Genomic DNA, 19,281 nt, shown 5'->3' on the forward strand with positions numbered 1-19,281 from the left:
AAAAATCATCAGATTAGCATTCAAGTTGTTGACAACCGACTTAAAACTTCTTCCAACAAAACGCTCTTATTTTAGTTACTTTTGCTCTATGAGCATGGATAACGAACAAAAGGGACAAGGCAAATATTCATTATCAGCCAGAAAAAGCCGACTAGCCAACACCATTAGTACAGTAGATAAAATACAGCCGCAAGCTACCGATTTGGAAGAAGCGGTATTGGGTGCGCTAATGCTGGAAAAAGATGCCTTATCTGCCGTTATTGATGTACTTAAACCTGAGCTCTTTTACGACGAAAGACACAAAAGAGTTTTTGAAGCCATACAAGCGCTTTTCCAAAAGTCTAAACCTGTTGATATTTTAACGGTAACTACCGAGCTACGTACCAATGGTAGTTTAGAGATGATTGGTGGCGCTTATTATGTAACTTATTTGACCAACCGTGTGTCTTCGGCGGCAAATATTGAGTTTCATGCTCGTATTATCTCTCAAAAATATATTCAACGTGAGCTGATTAGAATTTCTACAGAAATTATCAAAAATGCTTACGAGGATACGACCGATATTTTCGACCTATTGGATATGGCCGAAAAAAACCTATTTGATATTGCACAAAATAACTTACGTAGAGATACGCAAAAAATGGATGCGATTATCAAGCAATCATTAGCTTCTTTGGAGGAATTGCGAACCAAAACTGATGGTTTAACGGGTGTACCTTCTGGATTTACAGATTTAGACAGGGTAACTGGTGGATGGCAGAAATCGGATTTGGTAATTATTGCTGCTCGTCCAGCGATGGGTAAAACGGCGTTCGTATTGAGTTGCGCTCGTAATGCCGCGGTAGATTTTCAAAAGCCGGTTGTTGTATTCTCTTTGGAGATGTCCTCCGTTCAGTTGGTAAATCGTCTAATTTCTGGTGAAGCCGAAATTGAACAGGAGAAAATCAGAAAAGGTAATTTAGCGGAATGGGAATGGCAACAATTACACAGTAAAATTGGCCGACTTTCAGAAGCTCCCCTTTTAATTGATGATACACCAGCATTGAACATCTTTGAGTTTAGAGCCAAGTGCCGTAGGTTAAAATCACAATACGATATCCAAATGGTAATTGTCGATTACTTGCAGTTAATGCATGGTAAAGGCGAAGGCGGTGGTAATCGTGAGCAGGAAATCGGTAGTATTTCCCGTGCCTTGAAATCGGTAGCAAAAGAGTTAGATGTTTCCGTAATTGCACTTTCACAGTTAAGTCGTGCGGTAGAAAGCAGGCCGGGTCAAAACGGTAAACGTCCAATGTTATCCGATTTACGTGAATCTGGTTCAATTGAGCAGGATGCGGATATGGTACTCTTCCTCTATCGTCCAGAGTATTACGGCATCATGGAAGATGAAAGCGGACGTTCAAATGCTGGCGTAGGTGAGGTAATTATTGGTAAAAACCGTCACGGTGAAACCGGTATTGTTCCGTTGAGATTTATTGGTAAATACGTGAAGTTTGCCGATTTGGAAGACAGCTTTCTCCCTCCTTCTAGTTTCTCCGCAGGAAGTGATAACAACATGATGCCTTCAGAGAATTTTGATAGACCTCCTGGGAATATCATCATTAGACCATCAAGCATGAATGATATGCCAGATGATGACCCACCATTTTAAGATATTTTAAAAGAAAATGGCTTATGAAATATTCATAAGCCATTTTTATTTACTTTTTAAAAACATGTCATTGCGAGGTATCCCCTGTTCCGATTTTTAAGAAAAGTGATATCGTTGAAGCGTGCTAAAATCAACTAGGCTAAATCTTGCAATTAGCGCTAAATATATTGTTAGATTTCTCCTATCGTCGAAATGACGAAACGTATGATGCCAGACTTACGAAGTTTTAAAACCTCGTAAGTCTTAAAAGTAATTAACTCGCTTTTGCATCTGGTTTTTCTTCTCCAAAAATCCACCAAGCTTTTTTAGGCGATTGCAATTTAAATATTGGTGCAGTTTCTCTATACTTCCTAATGTGGCTCACTACCTCTTCTATGTCGTCCGTAAACAATAGTAAATCCATGTCTTCAGGGCTAATGGTTTTTTCAGCCATCATTCTTTCAATATGTAAATAAATTTCATGATGAAATTCTTTACCCATAATTACGATAGGAAATTTCTCTACTTTGCCTGTTTGAATAAGCGTTAAAGTTTCAAAAAACTCATCCAAAGTACCAAAACCACCAGGTAATACCACAAAGGCATATGAGTACTTTCTTAAAAGCTCTTTTCTTACAAAGAAATATTCAATGTTTACCGACGTATCCAAATAGGGATTTTCATGCTGCTCATGCGGCAATACAATGTTACATCCTACAGATAAACCTCCAGCGTCTTTCGCTCCCCTATTGGCAGCTTCCATGATTCCAGGGCCTCCGCCTGTCATGATGGTAAAGCCTAATTTTGAAATTTCGGCAGATACTTTACGAGCCATTTCATAATAAGGATGGTCTTCCTTAAAACGGGCCGAACCAAAAACAGTCACGCATGGACCAACAAAATGCAGTTTTCTAAATCCTTTATAGAATTGGAAGATTACTCCTAACACATATTTCAATTCTTGCCAACGTGTTCTGGCACCTTTTAAAAAACTAACTTCTTCTTTTACAAACTTGTTCATAGTAAACTAAATGATATATCCCAAAACCAAACCTGCGATAATAATTAGCGCTGGACTAATTTTTGTAAAATTCAACAATAAAAATGTCGCCAGTACAATACTCAAAAATAGCCAATTTAATCCTACTGGGGCTATTAACATCACAAAAGCGGCAATAATAAAACCCACACTTACTGCATTAATTCCTGAAAGTGAGTGTTTAATTCTGGATATTTTCTTCAAATCGTTCCAAAATGGAACAATAAAAAGCACTAAAATCAAGCCTGGTAAATTAATTCCTAAAACTGCTAATAAGCCACCGGTTGCCTGACCAAGTATGCCGTATCCACCGTGTTTCATGCCCAAAGCACCAATATAGCTGGTAAACGAAAAAGTTGGCCCTGGTAATATCTGTTGAAATGCAAAACCGGAAAGAAAGTCTGTTTGACTGAGGTAATCTTTCATTTGCACAAACTCAGTAAACATCATTGGCACTAAAACCTGTCCGCCACCAAAAATAAAAATTCCATTACGATAAAAGTTCTCAAACAACCTAATTGGTAAACTGAAAGGTGATGTTCGGTTAATGAGAGCGCCCAACATGGCCATAAAAAGAAGCACGCCAATAAAATAGCCTAATTTTTTAGGATTGATGTTCGCAAATAACCGTACCCTCAATTCGGTTTCTTCAGTAGGTGTACCAATAGCTGAGGATACCATACCACCAATTAAAATAGCCAATGGAAATACGTACGCTTCTCGCAATACCAGAGTGCCTACAAGGGCACCAATCGCTAAAAATATGGAAACTTGAGTAGTTAATACTTTTTGGCCTAACTGAAAAGCTCCATACGCCACAATGCCCAAGGCAATAGGATGTATATATTCTAAAGCTTCAGCAAACTTGTGTTTCTGGTCCAATAAGGTATACCAAATTGCAGCCAAGGTCATTATTGCCCCCGATGGTAAAATCCAAATCAAAAAAGTAATAATGGCTAATTTGAGTCCACCCACTTTGTAGGCTATCCCTACCAAAGTTTGGGTCGATGCAGGCCCTGGCAAAACCTGCGCTAGCGCATTCAGTTCCAACAGTTCCTCTTCGCTTATGAAGTTAATGTTGTTCACGAAGTAACGTAACAACAGCGAAAGATGTGCCTGAGCCCCACCAAAAGCGGAGAAAGTGAAAAAGAACACGTTTCTAATGAAGAGAAGTTGTCTTTTGGCCATTAACTTGGTAAACTGATCGTTTATTGAATTGCTTAGTCGTCTTCGTAATCTAAACCTGCAGCACTATTATATGCTCCTTGTAACTCCGATAAGGCATGCATATCTCTCTTTTGTCTCGCCGCTTGCATTCCTGTTTGATAAACATTTATCGCTTCTTCCTTGTTGCCAAGCTTTTCATAAAGTTTGCCCAAGTGATAATAAGTACCTACGTAATCAGGGTGCTTTTGTGTTAACTCTAGGTAATATTTGAGTGCATTTTCAGTATCGTTTTGCACATTGTACTCAGTTGCAATGGCATAGAGTATGAAACTGTCATTTGGATCGGCTGATAAAAAATCGAATAACTTGGCTAATCGTTGGTTTTGCATTTTAATTCCTTGCTTTTTTAATTAGATTTGCAAAAATACATTTAAGGATTACATTCCTTAAATTGCACAAACAAAAGTAGAATCTTTGGGTTCTTAAATTTGTTGGCAAATATATAACATATCAACCAGTGCAATAATTTAATTGACATAGCTGAATTTTACCTTAATCAAATATATAAATATGAAAATTCTAGTTTGTATCAGTAACGTTCCAGACACGACCACAAAAATAACCTTTACGGGTGACAATACCCAATTCAATACTGCAGGTGTACAATACATCGTTAATCCATATGATGAGATTGCGCTTTCTAGAGCTATTGAGCTTTGCGAAGGTGGAAAAGGAACCGTAACCGTAGTAAATGTTGGCGAAGCTGCTACCGAACCAACCATCAGAAAAGCCCTAGCTATTGGCGCCGATGACGCGGTAAGAATAAATGCAACTCCGAGAGATGCTTATTTTGTGGCGAAACAAATAGCGGAATATGCAAAATCTAACGAGTTCGATATCATTTTATGCGGTAGAGAATCTATTGATTACAATGGTTCTCAAGTAGCTGCAATGATTGGCGAATTCTTAGATATTCCTTCTATCTCTATTATTAAGAAATTAGATTATGATGGTTCTACTGCAACTGTTGAGCGTGAAATTGAAGGTGGAAAAGAAGTAGTGACCGTAAGTGGTAAATTTGTAGCAAGCTGCGCTGAAGGAACTGCAGAAGCAAAAATCCCTAATATGAGAGGAATCATGTCTGCACGTACTAAGCCATTACAAACCGTGGAAGCGGTAGATGTTCCAGAACTGAGCAAAATCAGCAAGTTCGAAACTCCTGCGCCTCGTGGTTCGGTGAAGTTAATTCCTGCTGAAAGTGCAGAAGACCTTATTGGCTTACTACATACCGAAGCTAAAGTGATCTAATGATCCTTGCACAAACCTTAGTTATTTAAAAAATTAAATTAGAAAAACATCCCGATGGGATTTCAAATAGATTAATATGTCAGTATTAGTATATGTAGAACAAGTTGAAGGAAAGTTCAAAAAATCAGTATTCGAAGCGGTATCTTATGCCAAAGCCATTGCCGATCAACAAGGTACTAGCTTAAGTGCAATATCTATTGGCAACGTTTCGGATGGTGAGCTTAATGAACTTGGAAAATATGGTGCAAGCAAAGTTTTAAAAGTAGAGGCAGATCAACTTAAGAATTTTGTAAATCAAGCTTATGCTTCTGTGATTGCTGAAGCTGCGAAAAAGGAAGGTGCTAATATTGTGGTACTTTCTAACTCATTCTCTGGAAAAGGTTTAGCACCAAGAGTTGCAGTAAAACTTGAAGCTGGTTTAATTGATGGTGCTGTTGAGCTACCTTCTGGCGATTTTTCGGTAAAGAAAACGGCTTTCTCTGGAAAGGCTTTTGCCATTACCACCTTAACTTCGGCCAACAAAGTAATTGCATTAAATCCAAATGCTTTTGGAATAAAGGAAAATCCTACCAATATTGCTATTGAAGCTTTTAGCCCAGAAGTAAAATCAAGCGACTTAGCGGCTATTGTAAAAGAAATTGTACGCGCTACCAATAAAGTTTCGCTACCTGATGCAGAAATTGTTGTTTCTGGTGGTAGAGGCTTAAAAGGTCCTGAAAACTGGGGAATGGTGGAGGAATTGGCAGATCTTTTGAGAGCTGCAACCGCTTGCTCAAAACCAGTTTCTGATGCCGATTGGAGACCTCACTCTGAACACGTTGGACAAACTGGTATTGCCATTAGTCCAAACTTGTACATTGCTATTGGTATTTCAGGCGCCATCCAACATTTGGCAGGCGTAAGTTCATCAAAAGTAATTGTGGTAATCAACAAAGATCCAGAAGCTCCTTTCTTTAAGGTAGCTGACTATGGTATTGTTGGAGATGCTTTTGAAGTAGTTCCTAAAATAATTACAGCGTTAAAAGCACATAAAGGCTAATCAACTACATTGAAGCGCTGATTTTTTAAGAATGAAGAAGGTTAAACTTGATATTGTAGGACTATCGTACAGCCAGACACAATCTGGTGCATATGCACTTGTATTGGGAGAAGTAAATGGGCGAAGAAGGCTGCCGATCATTATCGGGGCATTTGAAGCACAAGCCATTGCCATTGAGATTGAGAAAATGTCTCCTACCCGACCGCTTACTCATGATTTATTTAAATCATTTGCCCAAGCCTATCAGGTAGAAATTACTGAAGTACTAATTTATAATTTAGTTGATGGCGTATTTTTTGCCAAACTGATTTGTAATAAGGATGGAGAACAGGTAGAAATTGATGCTCGTACTTCGGATGCAATTGCCATTGCGGTAAGATTTAATGCGATTATTTATACTTACGAATTTATTCTTGCTTCTGCTGGAATTGTGATTGAAGGAAATGATTTTCTATTTCTCGAAAATATAGAAAGCATCACGAGCGGACAAACTCCAGAAGAAACACAATCTCCTATCCCAGTGTCGGGATATCAAAGTTTATCTTTAGAAGAATTACAGCAAAAATTAGAAAAAGCACTTTCCGATGAGGCTTATGAAAAAGCCGCCCGGATTAGAGACGAAATTAATAGAAGAAATGCAGGTAAATAACCTGCATTTCTGGTTTTAAGGCAGTTTTTGCAACTACTTATGGCGAAAAAATCTATTAAAACTTACGCTAGTAAAAAATCTATTGTGCTAACAAGTTTAAATTTGTCATGTACTAAAAAAAAGTCCTATCTTCAAACCGTTCAAAACTAAACGAAATTATTACTGATGAATATTAAGCTACGCTTAACAATCATGAGCTTCATGCAGTTCTTTGTGTGGGGTGCGTGGTTAACGACACTTGGGACTTATGGATTTGATATTAAAAAGTGGTCAGGTGAAGAATTTGGAGCAGTTTTCTCAACTTTAGGAATCGCTGCAATATTTATGCCTGCGTTAATGGGTGTAATTGCCGATAAATGGCTGAATTTAGAAAGACTATATGGTATTCTACACATCATTTATGGTTTTGTATTGTTTTATCTAGCAAATACTACCGAACCTACAACTTTCTTTTGGGTGTTGTTATTGGCTATGTGCTGTTATATGCCGACACTATCGTTGTCAAATTCATTATCTTATACTTTGCTAAAAAGAAGTAATTATGACGTAATTAAAGTATTCCCTCCCATTAGAGTTTGGGGAACGGTAGGCTTCATAGTAGCCATGTGGTTTACAAATCTTTTCAGTGATGTTTATTCGCCTTGGGATTTTGGAAAACAAATTGGACAGGCCATATCCGACTTTACGGGTAATCACATAAATTCTAATCAGTTTTACTTTGCTGGTGTTGGCTCCATTTTTTTGGGTATTTATTCATTTTTTCTACCTAAGTGCGAACCTCAAAAATCATCCGAAAAGAGCACTTCTTTTACCAAGAGATTAGGACTAGATGCTTTTAAACTATTTGGAAATTATAACATTGCATTATTTTTTATATTCTCAATGTTGTTAGGAGCTTCTTTACAGCTCACAAATATGTATGGAGATACCTTTCTTAAAGATTTTAAAAATATACCCGAATATGCTGATTCCATTGTAGTCAGGTACTCAACCATCATAATATCCATATCTCAAGTTTCTGAAACATTATTTATTCTTGCAATTCCATTTTTCTTACGGAAGTTCGGCATCAAGAAAGTAATGTTAATCAGTATGTTCGCTTGGTTTCTGCGTTTTGGTTTATTTGCCATTGGTGCTCCAACTGGGTTTGGATTATTAGCCATTGTATTATCAAATGTAGTTTATGGAATGGCTTTCGATTTCTTCAATATTTCGGGTTCTCTCTTTGTAGAAACTTCTACTGATTCCAAAATACGCTCTTCAGCTCAAGGATTATTTATGATGATGACCAACGGCTTCGGTTCCATCATAGGTAGTTCGTTAAGTGGATTTATCATTGGTAAGTATTTTACATTTGGAAATGGATTTAAAAATTGGGAAGGAATTTGGTTTGTTTTTGCAATCTATGCACTCATCATCACCATATTCTTTGCCTTGATGTTCAAGCATAAACATACCCGTGCCGAAGAAGAAGCTATCAATAAAATCAGTCACTAATAATATTTAAATCCAGATGTCATCCGTAAAGCTTAGGAAAGAAAAAGATTGCTTAAACTGCGGCCACCATGTTGAAGAGACCTATTGCCCTCATTGTGGACAGGAAAATATAGAACTAAAGGAAGATGCTTGGCACATGATTACCCATGCCATTGCAGATTATTTCCATTTTGAGCATAAGTTTTTTGGCACCATTAAGCCATTGCTTTTCAAGCCTGGCCAACTTACTGTAGATTATGTTGCTGGAAAAAGAGCTTCTTTTCTTCATCCCATTAAACTATATATCTTTATTAGTATTGTATTTTTTATTATCATTTTTAGCGGTAGCGAGAAGAAAAAACACGAATCGGAAGTAAAAGCAGCTGCAGTTACTGAAAAATTGGAAAAAGATACGTTGGTTTCAGATGATATAGATGAAGTAAAACAGGTGTTAAAATACTTACCCATAAACAGATCAAAAAAGGATAGTATTTTAAGGGAAGTTGAAAAAGATATTAAAGAAAATGGCGAAGCAAGAATCAACATTGATTCGTTACCTTTAAAGAAAAGTAAATTTAACGCTTTTGCTCGAGATGAAACTATCGAACAATACGAGAAGAAACAACGTGCTTTACCTAAAGAACAACGTGATAATTTTATCATAAACTACTTTTCTAAAAAGAGTATACAGTTTAATAAGTATCCAGATCCCGGACAAAAAATTAAAGAAGATTTTATCAAGCTCATTCCTAAAATGATGTTTGTATTGCTTCCCCTTTTCGCGTTGATTTTAAAATTGGTTTACATTAGAAAGAAGCGCTTTTATTACGAACATCTTATTTACTCTTTCCATACTCATTCTGCTATTTTCTTAAGCTTTATCGTGTCGGCTTTATTGGTATGGCTTACAAGATTTGTAATGAATGTAGAGTGGCTAATAGGCATTATCGGCTTTTTGTATATAACATGGTATATATATCGTTCTCTTAGAACTTTTTATCGAAGCAGTCGATGGATTACGGTACTCAAAATGTTCTTCTTGATATTTTGCTATAGCATGTTGCTCACACTTTGTTTTATCATCGTTATCGCTTTTAGTTTTATCACGATTTAACATAACACTTTTTTTGTTTAAAGGCTATATAGGTTTCAAAGCTATATAGCCTTTTTAATTTTAACGTGAATTGAGGGGATATCATTTCAAAATATCTTTTAAAACGATTGAGTTTTTATGTGCCAATGTGGTTGCTTATTAAACCAAATAGGCACATAGGGGTTACTTTCGTATATAATCTTAAAGGACAACAAAAAATAAGGCAATAAAAAAGCCGGCAATCCACCGGCTTAACAACTATATATTTGGTTGTAAAGAGAGTTCTTGGTTATTACAAATGCTTGTCAACATCACCAACGTATATTTGACGTGGTCTGCCAATAGGCTCTTTGTTCGTTCTCATTTCTTTCCACTGAGCAATCCATCCTGGAAGACGGCCCAAAGCGAAAAGTACTGTAAACATTTCTGACGGGAATCCTAATGCTCTATAGATAATGCCTGAATAAAAATCGACATTTGGATACAATTTACGTTCAATAAAATAAGGGTCTGTTAATGCTGCTTGTTCTAGTTTTTTAGCAATTTCCAATACCGGATCATTAATGCCTAAACTTTCTAAAATATCATCGCATGCTTTTTTAATGATTTTAGCGCGGGGGTCGAAGTTTTTATATACGCGGTGACCAAAGCCCATCATACGGAATGGATCATTTTTATCTTTAGCTTTTGCAATCCATTTATCGGTATCGCCACCGTCGGCTTTAATTCTCTCCAACATTTCGATTACCGCTTGGTTAGCGCCACCATGCAATGGTCCCCAAAGCGCGGAAATACCTGCTGAAATAGAAGCGTAAAGGTTACAATCAGACGAACCTACAATTCTAACCGTAGATGTTGAGCAGTTCTGCTCATGGTCGGCATGTAAGATCAACAACTTGTTCATCGCGCTTACCACTACTGGGTTTGGTTCAAAATCTTCGGTACGTTGACCAAAAGTCATCCACAAATAGTTGGTAATATAGTCGTATTTATTTTTAGGATAGATAAGCGGGTGACCCAGCGATTTTTTATAAATGAAAGCCACTATGGTGGTCATTTTGGCTAACATTTTAATAATGGTAAGGTCTTTTTCTTCTTCTGATTGGTTGGCTTCTAAACTTTCAGGATAAAATGTTGAAAGTGAGCAAACCAATGATGACAACTGCGCCATAGGATGTGATTTTGACGGATATCCATCAAAAAATTTCTTCATATCCTCATGAATCAGTGTGTGCATACTGATGTCTTTCTGGAATTTTTCTATTCTTTCTTGAGAAGGAAGTTCTCCATAAATCAATAAATAGGCAACTTCTAAAAATGACGCTTTTTCAGCTAGTTCCTCAATAGGATATCCGCGGTATTTCAATATACCTTCTTCACCATCTAAAAAGGTAATGGCACTTTTGGTAGAGCCTGTATTCTTATATCCAAAATCTAATGTAATGTGACCTGTTAGATCTCTTAATTTTGAAATATCGATAGCCTTCTCTCCTTCCGTTCCGGTAATGATCGGAAATTCATAAGTCGCTCCGTCTATCTTAATTTCTGCAGTAGTTGACATATATCTAAAATTTTATATAATTATAAGTAGTTATTTCCTTTTATTAAAATTTACGTTAAAACAAACATAAGGTTGTTACACATTTTTGACGGTTCTAACCTCGTTTTAATCTCTGTTTTGGTTATTTTGCTTTAATTTCTTCAGCTACTCTTCCACATTCCATCATCTCATCTCCATAGTACGGATTCCGGATATTCTTTTCACTAGCTAGCCAATCACCACCATCACCTTTATTGGCCATTGGGCAATGTTGTAAATAAATGGTGCCGGAAGTTAGTGTAGCATGTTTAAAAACAGGGATTAATTCTACATTTAAATCTGTAAAAGCTGCTCGTTGTGCTTTGATGTCCTTAGCTTCCGCAATTTTATGGGCTATTGTTGTGGCACTTTCACAACCTGTGAGGCCTTTCAATGAACTTGCTAACTCAACGGCGGCAGGTTTTGCATCGTTATAATTACTAGCAACCAATTGGTCTTTCAATTTGATGTAGCTTGTGTAGATAGTTTGCAGTTTTTCATCCTTAAAACCTAGTGCAACTGCTTTTGTGGTATCGCTCTCAGATACCGTTATACTATCCTTTGTTTCTGTAGATTTATTGGCGCTATTACAAGCCCCCAATATGGCAACAGCTAATAACCCCAAATAACTTTTTATTTGCATACTTGTTATGTTTTTATAGATTGTTATCTGGCAGAACAATCTTTTAAGAGCATATTTTGTTTTGTGCTCAAATTAGCATTTATAATTCTAAAATCACAAAAAAAGCCCCGATAAAATTATCGGAGCTCAATAATATTATATTGTAATTATAATTTGTTAACCTAAGAATTATAGTTTAAAACCATAAGCCAAACGTAAACCTACATAGCCATTATTGGTACCGCTTTTTGAAAGGCCTTCGTATTTAACTCCTAGATCTAAACCGTTGCTCCAAGCGTAACCAATTGCAGGTGAATAAGTAAACCAGGTACCGCCTCCGGTATTGGTACTGAATGCAGCACCTGCTTCGGCCAAACCATAAGCTCCGGATCCACTATCACTAAAAAAGAATTTTAAACCAGCCTTTGCAGGAATGTAATTAAAATTGCTTACATCAATAGTGGTATTACCAACGGTGATATCTTTATTGAAAATTGAAGTAAAACCTGTAGTAATTGGAATAGATAGCTGTCTATCGATGTCTATTTGATAACGTAAATCGGCTCCAAGTGCAAAACTAGAACCAGAGTTGGTTGGAATACCCGCATTTAATCCAATGCCTAATTTTTGTCTAGAAGGATTAGTAGGCTCTGACTGTGCTTGAACATTTGTAGTTACGAAGATAGCTAATGCAGCTACTGCAATAGCTAATGATTTTGTATACTTTTTCATCTGTTTTTAATTTAATTGATGAGATTTCTATTCATTATTCAATTGAATGAGGTCCCATCTTTTGTTTAACATTTGTGATTGCTTTTGTTACAACACACAATCGGGACAAAATGTTCAAACAACATGCCATTATACGTTTAAAAACGTCAACAGACACAGTATAAATAATTGTTTAACAAACCATTATGCAACAAATAATAAAGTTGATTTTAAATTTCATAGACAAGAGTTCTTAATTAAAGAATGTACTAAATACCAAACAAATCTATCACCTTATAAAGAATCTGCTAGTAATTGGTAATGATTAAATGCGTTGCTTTTCTGTTGTTTCTACCCCTTACATTATAAACGTACTTCTTGTCGAAAGTGGTAATTTTAACAGCAGGGTGGTTATATAATTCAAGAATAAAAGGGGTTTCTTTAATTACGACCATCCATTTGGCGACACAGTGAATCAGGAAATTTGCCAATCTTTTTTGATCATCTAGCGTAAAACTATTCTGATCGTATTCAGAAAACTCACTATCATAAGGGGGATCTAAAAAAATAAAATCTGTAGATGTTAAGCTTAAACTCGCTAACAGGGCTTCAAAATCTTGATTATAGATTTCAGCATTTTGAAATAAAGCTTGAAGAGGTTTGGTAAATATAGAATTGGCTTTTTTCCTAAATTTCTTTCTATTATATAAAATGCCGCCATAAGGAATATTAAATACTCCCTTCTTGTTGTATCTGAACATGGAGGCGTAGCAAAACTCTCTTACAAAGTACCAATTTGCAGCAGCATCAGCTTCACTTAGGAAATGTCTCTTCGTATTTTTATTCAATAAGGTTCTGAAAAAAAGATAGGTACCACTTTTTAGTGCGGTTTCAAAATGCTTTTTCAGTTCAAGCAGATCAAAGGTATTACCTGCTTTTGCACTGATACGTTGTAAGCGTGAGGCCTTATTCTCTATCCCCTTCTTTAAGTGAAGATAAAATTCGGTTGGATTTTTCAGAAAGTCATTATTGCTTAAGGTAGTCAGGCTTGCCAAAGCCAATGGAAGTTCTGTTTCAATGGAAACCACTAGTGCTAGAGGCTCTTTTTCGTTAATTATAAATTCACAGAACTTTTGACCTGTGCTTTCCCAGAGTAGTTCCGATAAAGTGGTTACTTCATCCCAAGCGTCGGCATACTGATTAAGCCGGTTTTTAAAAGCTCTACTTTTAATTTGTTGGTAAAACCGAATAAGATCCTGGCTTTTGTCATTAATTATTATTGGAGTTTGAGGTTGCAGGGCAAAGAAAACTCCCCCTCCACCAAAAAAAGGCTCTATATAACGTTCAAATTCAGGAATATGATCTTGAAACAAGGCAAATTCTCTGTACTTCCCTCCTGTCCATTTAATGATTGGCCTTATTTTCCGCTTCATGGAACGAAGATGCAATTAATTTTGATTAAAATATGGCGCTGTTAACTCAAAAGCTTTTTTCTGGACCAAGCCTCGGTCATCAACCGCTTCTATCCAATTAATTTGAACGCCATCTTTTTCCATCTTTCTAAAGAAAGTCATCTGTCTCTTAGCAAATTGACATATGGCAATGCCCAAACGTTCTCTTAGCGTGTCGAAATTGATTTCTTTTTTTAGGTAGGCAATCACAAACTTGTATTCCAGTCCATAGAAAATTAGCATTTCTTCACTCACACCCAGTTTAAGCAATCCCTGTACTTCTTCAATGAGTCCGTGAGATAGACGTTCGTCTAACCTTGCCAGAATTTTATTTCTTCGAGTATCGACTTCATTGTATAAGCCAATAACCAACGGTTTTAATTCAGTCCTATGTTTTGTATGGAGATTGTAATGGCTTAAATATTCAGCAATTTCAATGGCTCTGATCAATCGTTTGTGTGAACTTATATCTGCCTGTTCTCTTAGTTTAAGGGGATATTTATTCAACTCACTTAGTAGTTCATCCTTATCAAGTAAAAGGAGTTGTTTTCTTAATTGTTCATTTACTGGAATTGCGGTCAGCTCGTAGTTTTGTAATAAACTATGGATATACATTCCAGTACCCCCGCATAAAATTGGAAGTTTTCCTAACGTTTGTAACTTATCGAAAACTTCATAAAAATCATTCTTAAAGGCATTTACCTGATATCGTTGTCCTGCTGATTTGATATCAATCAAATGATATAAGATTTTATGACCGTTTACTTCGTATTCAGAAAGGTCTTTACCGGTTCCTATATCCATGCCCTTAAAAACTTGCCTGCTATCTGCGCTAATGATCTCGCCATTAAAAGAATGCGCTAATTGTACTGCCAACTTGGTTTTTCCAACCGCTGTTGCACCAAGTACAATTAACAAATTTTTATCAGACATTGGTATAGAGGTGATATTTGAGATTTCCTGTATTAAATACTTTGACCCAATCGATACTGGTCAAAAAACTATCCAAATTTAATACATTTTGCGCTTCATAAGCGGTGATTATTTTTTTTGGCAAACGATGTGCATAGTATCTTGTCATGGTATTGGTATCTACATAAAAAAATACTGATTCTGTACTTCCCGATAATTTGAAGCCTATTTTGTCGTATCCTTTGCCTAGCGACCAATCTCGGTCGGCATAAGTCATCAAATCATTTACATTTACGGTTTCCAAAAAATACGCAATAAGTTTACCTAAGCCACCAACAATGGTTACTCCTGTTTGGGTAGCAAAACGTACCAATTCTGCGGACTTATAATACGCTCCTTTACTTTTCATAGGCCTAGATGCCGCAAAGCAAGCCACAGCTTTAATTTCGCCATTAAACTTAAGTCCAAAATTGTATTTCGCTTTGATATAACCTTGTAAATGATATTGTTCTAAAAAAGACTTGGCAGTTTCCTGATTTACTTCTTCTATTTTCCCTTTTCGACCATGTAAACTTTCGTTTGAGCCACAAAAAGAATGTATCCTGCTCAATACTTGTTCTCTTTTTTTGCTCCAAACGTCTTCCCAAAGATGAACGAGAAAAATCCCCTGTTGCGCATACACAGCTTGTAGCGATAGAAGTTGTTGGGGCAGGAAATTAGCATTCAACGGTAAAAGATTGACATACACTCGTCCCTTGATTCCCACCACATAAAATGGATGTGTTTGTATTTCTTCTACAGCGTGATATTTATTTTGTACGGTTAAAAAGAAATCTTCCTGAAATAACGGATTTAAACCCACTCGTTTTGTCTATAGATTTTGTAACCTTTGTCTAAAGCATCGGCAATGTGCCCCATTAATATATCATCGATCCTTTTGATATGAAAACATGATTTCCCCTTAAGTAATTTCAACAAATCTGGATGGACCATATCTCTTACTTCTGGATTGGTATAAAGCAACATAAAATGAAGCGTAACATCACTTTTCAGGACTTTCAAGCCAGCAAAGTATATCTCATTTCTCTCACGGCCCAATAAAACGATATTCTTCTCGCTCCAAAGGTCATATTCGTTTTCTGAATTAAGCCTAGAGGTAAAACCTAATGCTTCATAGGGCTGCATACCTGCTCTAATGGTCTGAAAAATTTCAATTAAATCGGTTTTCATATGCATGAATGTTATGGGACAATGGCAAACTTAATAAGTTATTTTTTAATTATGATAACACTATTTTAATGGAAATGTTTCTTATAAATAAATAAGGTAGTTATTCCGTCAAATCAAAAATATACTTCAACAAAAAGCGCCCATACTTTTTGAATATGGGCGCTTAACGATATATGATAGGGTTTATTGTTTTTTCTGTACTCGACCACTTTTCCTATCCTCGGCTCTACCGATGGCATAACCAGCTCCTGCACCAGCTAAACCACCAATAATAGCACCACGGGCATTGTTCTTATCAATTAAAATACCACCTAGGGCACCAACACCAGCTCCAATAGCTGTACCTTTAGCAGCATCACTCCAACCTTTTTTCTTCGCTTGGGTAGTTGTGGTTACCCCAGCAGAAGAGGTAGTTACGGTACGGCCAGAGCTATAGCTTGAAGAGGCGCTACGTCTGGCAGCAGCTAATTCTGCTTGATGCCTTTCTTCTACCTTACGTTTTTCGGCTTCTACTTCCGCACGTTTAAAGCTATCCAGCTTGATGCTATCTTTATATTTAACAATTGCTTGTTGTTTTTCTAATTCAATCTGTTTATCACTTTTGCCACAAGAGGCCAAAACTGTTGCACCAATTGCGACGATTGCTAATATATTTTTCATTGTTCCTTTAGTTTTAATTAGTTAATTAAGGCATATCGCATCATAAAAATAGTTGCTTGTTGTTTTTATTGCTTTACGCCCAACTGACTAAACTTTCGAAAAAACTATGCCAAAGTATCATTCTCTAAATCACAAGCTATGTTTTGTTAAATATTTTTTTTGATATAAAAATTTGAAAATCAACATCTTAAAACAAGTATAAAGCTAAAACAATCTTTTGTTAATGTTGGTAAATAGTAAAGTTAATCAGGTGGTAAGCTATCCATAAGCATTCTAAAAATATTTAACGATTGTCGGCTATTCAATACAAAAAACATATCTTGTACGCTTATTTTGATTGCGACGAATGAGGTTAACGATATGGGGTGCTGCGCAGCAGGTTACGGGAAGTATGCACCTTTTACAGCTAAATAACTATAATATTTTAATTGACTGTGGTCTGGATTACGAAAAAGGTTCCTATCAGGAACAAAATTTATTCTTTCCATTTAATCCTAGAGAGATTGATTTAGTTATTTTAACTCATGCGCATATTGACCATTCTGGTAATTTACCTACATTGATCAGAATGGGCTACGAAGGACAGATTTTATGTACAGGTCCCACTGCAGATTTAACTGAAATTCTACTTTTCGACTCTGTAAATATCTTTTTAGGCAAGCAAAACAAAAAACATCGAGGTAAAAGACGAGGACACAGCGGACCTCAACCTCTATACCTTCAAAAACATGTGATGGAAACCATGGATAGGTTTGTAACCATTGGTTTTCACAAGCCCTTTAAAATTAATGGCAATATTGAGCTAACCTTTGTGCCGGCGGGACATTTGCTTGGTGCTGCTTCCGTAATTTTGAACATCAATGAAGAGGGTATTTTTAAAAAAATTGCCTTTACGGGTGACATCGGCCGAAAGAATTATCCTGTATTAGTAGATCCAGAGCCTTTGCCTGCAGTGGATTATTTGGTCTGCGAATCTACTTATGGTGGCCGTTTGCATAGCAATGATACTTCATTAGATGATAAATTGATAGAAGTAATCAATGAGACTTGTATTAAGAATCCTGGCAGGTTGATTATTCCTGCATTTAGTATCGGCAGAACTCAATCTTTGATTTTTAAATTGAACCAGATTTTCTCCAAAGGCTTACTCCCACCTGTAGAGATTTTTGTGGATAGCCCGTTGGCTAATTATGCGACAGAAATCTATCGGAAGCACCATCAATATGTGAGTGATGAGGCCAAAAGTTTTTATGAGGACAAGGGAGATGAATTTGAATTTGAGCACCTCACCTACTTGCGAACGCAAAAGGAGAGCCTAGCCGTAAGCAATTATTTGGATCCTTGCATCATTATTTCCTCGGCCGGGATGTTGGAAGGTGGTAGAATTCAAGACCATATTTATTACAATATCCAAAATTATTACTGCACCATTCTTTTTATTGGATATTGTGCCAAGGGCACTTTGGGTGATCGGCTGTTGCGTGGTGACCCCATCATCCGTTTGCGAAACAGAGATTTAATGGTTTATGCCAAAATAGCGAGAACTGATTTATTGAGTGGACATGGCGACCATAATGACCTGATGAATACGGTAAGGCAGCAGGATGCAGCTAAACTGAAAAAAGTATTTTTGGTGCATGGGGAGGCTAGTAGCCTAATGGCTTTCAAAGCAGCTTTACAAGGGGAAGGATATGCGGTGGAGGTTCCCGAAAGAGGAGTTAGTTACGAACTTTAGAAATAGCAGAAATTAACACGACGCTCTCTTTCGTTCATGAAATTCCAACTTACCGATATTTCGTGGGTGGAACCACTATAACCCGCCAAACTACCTATGCTATGGTCGTAAGAATAGCCTAGTCTAAGTTTTTCACTGATAAATATTTCAGCCATTCCAATTAAGGCATTTGGATTTCTGGTATTCCCCACTACCGCTGGTTTATTGTATAGCTTAACGCCAGTTCTGTAACCGGCACCGATCCATATTTTTTGCTTAAACAAGAAGAATGCATTTAAATCCAATACGGTTGGTCCATTAATGTCGTCTTTGATCAGGAAAAATGGCTTAAAATCTATTTCATATTCTACTAGTGGAATAAGTGTACCTCCTGTTAGATAAAAATGTGGTCTGGGGGTAGGAAAATTAAAATCTAATTTCTTCTTGTCCATCAAAAACCTCCCTATAATATTATTTACCGAAGCGCCAACGTACATACGGGGGGTTGAAAAGAAAGCCCCTGCACGTACATCTGGTACAATTTGTTTTACTGTACCCGTTGGAATAAAATTATCACCCAGATCACCAGGCTCCAACATATCGCCATAAATACCGAACTGTTGAAACCCAGCACCTAAGCCAAAGGCCAGTCTGTTCGTTTCATCTTCGTTAACAGGAAAACGATAGGAATAATTAGCAAAGGCCGAGAGGTTTTTCTGTGCACCCAATTGATCAGACGATAAAATAAGCGACAAGCCGACTCTTTCGTTGGGCATTAACATATCGGCAGCAAATGAGAAACTTTTAGGTGCACCGTTAATACCGGTCCATTGGTTTCTATAAGTAGCATTGAGATTTAATCGCTCCCGGTAACCCGCATACGCAGGATTGATATAAATCGCATTAAATATATATTGACTGTATTGCGCATCTTGTTGTGCAAAACTGCCAAAGCTTAACATTGAAAACAAAAAGATAATATGCCAACTTCTTCTTCCCAT

Annotated in this window: 19 protein-coding genes; 7 read left to right on the top strand and 12 right to left on the bottom strand. The window is 36.7% G+C overall.

The genetic code is table 11. The features are described from left to right. Positions 1-94: 94 nt before the first annotated feature. Positions 95-1,651, top strand: a complete 1,557-nt coding sequence (dnaB, locus tag ABDV71_RS10850; RefSeq protein WP_343532469.1) for a replicative DNA helicase — start codon at positions 95-97, stop codon at positions 1,649-1,651. Between the two features lie 253 nt (positions 1,652-1,904). Here dnaB and ABDV71_RS10855 read toward each other — a convergent pair whose 3' ends face one another. Genes ABDV71_RS10855 through ABDV71_RS10865 form a run of 3 tightly spaced genes read right to left on the bottom strand, consistent with a single transcriptional unit; the run spans position 1,905 to position 4,225 of the window. Then, entirely contained in the window at positions 1,905-2,651 is a 747-nt protein-coding gene (locus ABDV71_RS10855; protein ID WP_343532470.1) for a TIGR00730 family Rossman fold protein, read from the bottom strand. 6 nt (positions 2,652-2,657) lie between these two features. Continuing rightward, positions 2,658-3,857, bottom strand: coding sequence for a chromate efflux transporter (chrA, locus tag ABDV71_RS10860; RefSeq protein WP_343532471.1), 1,200 nt, complete (start codon positions 3,855-3,857; stop codon positions 2,658-2,660). A gap of 32 nt (positions 3,858-3,889) precedes the next feature. After that, positions 3,890-4,225, bottom strand: a complete 336-nt coding sequence (locus tag ABDV71_RS10865) for a tetratricopeptide repeat protein (protein ID WP_343532472.1) — start codon at positions 4,223-4,225, stop codon at positions 3,890-3,892. A gap of 181 nt (positions 4,226-4,406) precedes the next feature. Between ABDV71_RS10865 and ABDV71_RS10870 the strand changes: the two genes are divergently transcribed. From ABDV71_RS10870 to ABDV71_RS10890, 5 genes are all read left to right on the top strand, one after another. Then, a complete protein-coding gene (locus ABDV71_RS10870) occupies positions 4,407-5,144 on the top strand; it encodes an electron transfer flavoprotein subunit beta/FixA family protein (RefSeq protein WP_343532473.1) in 738 nt (245 codons plus the stop codon). A 76-nt stretch (positions 5,145-5,220) separates the two neighbouring features. Then, entirely contained in the window at positions 5,221-6,183 is a 963-nt protein-coding gene (locus ABDV71_RS10875; protein ID WP_343532474.1) for an electron transfer flavoprotein subunit alpha/FixB family protein, read from the top strand. Between the two features lie 31 nt (positions 6,184-6,214). Beyond that, positions 6,215-6,832 (top strand): bifunctional nuclease family protein, encoded by a 618-nt coding sequence (locus tag ABDV71_RS10880; RefSeq protein ID WP_343532475.1) that lies wholly within the window; start codon positions 6,215-6,217, stop codon positions 6,830-6,832. A gap of 165 nt (positions 6,833-6,997) precedes the next feature. Continuing rightward, positions 6,998-8,329, top strand: a complete 1,332-nt coding sequence (locus ABDV71_RS10885) for a nucleoside permease (protein WP_343532476.1) — start codon at positions 6,998-7,000, stop codon at positions 8,327-8,329. Between the two features lie 16 nt (positions 8,330-8,345). Next, positions 8,346-9,422 carry a DUF3667 domain-containing protein gene (locus tag ABDV71_RS10890; protein ID WP_343532477.1) on the top strand — a complete coding sequence of 359 codons (1,077 nt, stop codon included), beginning with the start codon at positions 8,346-8,348 and terminating at the stop codon, positions 9,420-9,422. A 271-nt stretch (positions 9,423-9,693) separates the two neighbouring features. On the opposite strand, the gene ABDV71_RS10895 is transcribed toward ABDV71_RS10890, so the two are convergent. The 8 genes from ABDV71_RS10895 to ABDV71_RS10930 form a co-directional block, all read right to left on the bottom strand. After that, complete coding sequence (locus tag ABDV71_RS10895) at positions 9,694-10,962, bottom strand: citrate synthase (protein ID WP_343532478.1); 1,269 nt, start codon at positions 10,960-10,962, stop codon at positions 9,694-9,696. A gap of 121 nt (positions 10,963-11,083) precedes the next feature. Beyond that, entirely contained in the window at positions 11,084-11,623 is a 540-nt protein-coding gene (locus tag ABDV71_RS10900; protein ID WP_343532479.1) for a DUF3347 domain-containing protein, read from the bottom strand. 168 nt (positions 11,624-11,791) lie between these two features. Beyond that, positions 11,792-12,334, bottom strand: coding sequence for a hypothetical protein (locus tag ABDV71_RS10905; protein ID WP_343532480.1), 543 nt, complete (start codon positions 12,332-12,334; stop codon positions 11,792-11,794). Positions 12,335-12,621: 287 nt separating this feature from the next. Next, complete coding sequence (locus ABDV71_RS10910) at positions 12,622-13,746, bottom strand: DNA adenine methylase (protein ID WP_343532481.1); 1,125 nt, start codon at positions 13,744-13,746, stop codon at positions 12,622-12,624. 15 nt (positions 13,747-13,761) lie between these two features. After that, positions 13,762-14,697: a tRNA (adenosine(37)-N6)-dimethylallyltransferase MiaA gene (miaA, locus tag ABDV71_RS10915; RefSeq protein WP_343532482.1), complete on the bottom strand. Its 936-nt coding sequence runs from the start codon at positions 14,695-14,697 to the stop codon at positions 13,762-13,764. After that, positions 14,690-15,538 carry a hypothetical protein gene (locus ABDV71_RS10920; protein WP_343532483.1) on the bottom strand — a complete coding sequence of 283 codons (849 nt, stop codon included), beginning with the start codon at positions 15,536-15,538 and terminating at the stop codon, positions 14,690-14,692. The genes miaA and ABDV71_RS10920 overlap by 8 nt, the downstream gene beginning before the upstream one ends. After that, positions 15,529-15,906 (bottom strand): hypothetical protein, encoded by a 378-nt coding sequence (locus tag ABDV71_RS10925; protein WP_343532484.1) that lies wholly within the window; start codon positions 15,904-15,906, stop codon positions 15,529-15,531. Before ABDV71_RS10925 ends, ABDV71_RS10920 begins: the two co-directional genes overlap by 10 nt. A gap of 183 nt (positions 15,907-16,089) precedes the next feature. After that, positions 16,090-16,566, bottom strand: coding sequence for a YMGG-like glycine zipper-containing protein (locus tag ABDV71_RS10930; RefSeq protein ID WP_343532485.1), 477 nt, complete (start codon positions 16,564-16,566; stop codon positions 16,090-16,092). 346 nt (positions 16,567-16,912) lie between these two features. On the opposite strand from ABDV71_RS10930, the gene ABDV71_RS10935 reads away from it, so the two are divergent. Beyond that, a complete protein-coding gene (locus ABDV71_RS10935; RefSeq protein ID WP_343532486.1) occupies positions 16,913-18,301 on the top strand; it encodes an MBL fold metallo-hydrolase in 1,389 nt (462 codons plus the stop codon). On the opposite strand, the gene ABDV71_RS10940 is transcribed toward ABDV71_RS10935, so the two are convergent. Continuing rightward, the gene (locus tag ABDV71_RS10940; protein ID WP_343532487.1) at positions 18,298-19,281 is read right to left on the bottom strand and encodes a type IX secretion system membrane protein PorP/SprF; all 984 of its coding nucleotides are present in this window, start codon (positions 19,279-19,281) and stop codon (positions 18,298-18,300) included. The genes ABDV71_RS10935 and ABDV71_RS10940 overlap by 4 nt on opposite strands.

The sequence above is a fragment of the Pedobacter sp. genome, assembly GCF_039594775.1.
In the GTDB taxonomy this organism is placed as follows: Bacteria; Bacteroidota; Bacteroidia; order Sphingobacteriales; family Sphingobacteriaceae; genus Pedobacter.

What these genes read in the sequence shown, in the direction of transcription:
- dnaB (WP_343532469.1), top strand. Translation starts at nt 95, where the DNA reads ATGGATAACGAACAAAAGGGACAAGGCAAATATTCATTATCAGCCAGA.
- ABDV71_RS10855 (WP_343532470.1), bottom strand. Translation starts at nt 2,651, where the DNA reads ATGAACAAGTTTGTAAAAGAAGAAGTTAGTTTTTTAAAAGGTGCCAGA.
- chrA (WP_343532471.1), bottom strand. Translation starts at nt 3,857, where the DNA reads ATGGCCAAAAGACAACTTCTCTTCATTAGAAACGTGTTCTTTTTCACT.
- ABDV71_RS10865 (WP_343532472.1), bottom strand. Translation starts at nt 4,225, where the DNA reads ATGCAAAACCAACGATTAGCCAAGTTATTCGATTTTTTATCAGCCGAT.
- ABDV71_RS10870 (WP_343532473.1), top strand. Translation starts at nt 4,407, where the DNA reads ATGAAAATTCTAGTTTGTATCAGTAACGTTCCAGACACGACCACAAAA.
- ABDV71_RS10875 (WP_343532474.1), top strand. Translation starts at nt 5,221, where the DNA reads ATGTCAGTATTAGTATATGTAGAACAAGTTGAAGGAAAGTTCAAAAAA.
- ABDV71_RS10880 (WP_343532475.1), top strand. Translation starts at nt 6,215, where the DNA reads ATGAAGAAGGTTAAACTTGATATTGTAGGACTATCGTACAGCCAGACA.
- ABDV71_RS10885 (WP_343532476.1), top strand. Translation starts at nt 6,998, where the DNA reads ATGAATATTAAGCTACGCTTAACAATCATGAGCTTCATGCAGTTCTTT.
- ABDV71_RS10890 (WP_343532477.1), top strand. Translation starts at nt 8,346, where the DNA reads ATGTCATCCGTAAAGCTTAGGAAAGAAAAAGATTGCTTAAACTGCGGC.
- ABDV71_RS10895 (WP_343532478.1), bottom strand. Translation starts at nt 10,962, where the DNA reads ATGTCAACTACTGCAGAAATTAAGATAGACGGAGCGACTTATGAATTT.
- ABDV71_RS10900 (WP_343532479.1), bottom strand. Translation starts at nt 11,623, where the DNA reads ATGCAAATAAAAAGTTATTTGGGGTTATTAGCTGTTGCCATATTGGGG.
- ABDV71_RS10905 (WP_343532480.1), bottom strand. Translation starts at nt 12,334, where the DNA reads ATGAAAAAGTATACAAAATCATTAGCTATTGCAGTAGCTGCATTAGCT.
- ABDV71_RS10910 (WP_343532481.1), bottom strand. Translation starts at nt 13,746, where the DNA reads ATGAAGCGGAAAATAAGGCCAATCATTAAATGGACAGGAGGGAAGTAC.
- miaA (WP_343532482.1), bottom strand. Translation starts at nt 14,697, where the DNA reads ATGTCTGATAAAAATTTGTTAATTGTACTTGGTGCAACAGCGGTTGGA.
- ABDV71_RS10925 (WP_343532484.1), bottom strand. Translation starts at nt 15,906, where the DNA reads ATGAAAACCGATTTAATTGAAATTTTTCAGACCATTAGAGCAGGTATG.
- ABDV71_RS10930 (WP_343532485.1), bottom strand. Translation starts at nt 16,566, where the DNA reads ATGAAAAATATATTAGCAATCGTCGCAATTGGTGCAACAGTTTTGGCC.
- ABDV71_RS10935 (WP_343532486.1), top strand. Translation starts at nt 16,913, where the DNA reads ATGAGGTTAACGATATGGGGTGCTGCGCAGCAGGTTACGGGAAGTATG.
- ABDV71_RS10940 (WP_343532487.1), bottom strand. Translation starts at nt 19,281, where the DNA reads ATGGGAAGAAGAAGTTGGCATATTATCTTTTTGTTTTCAATGTTAAGC.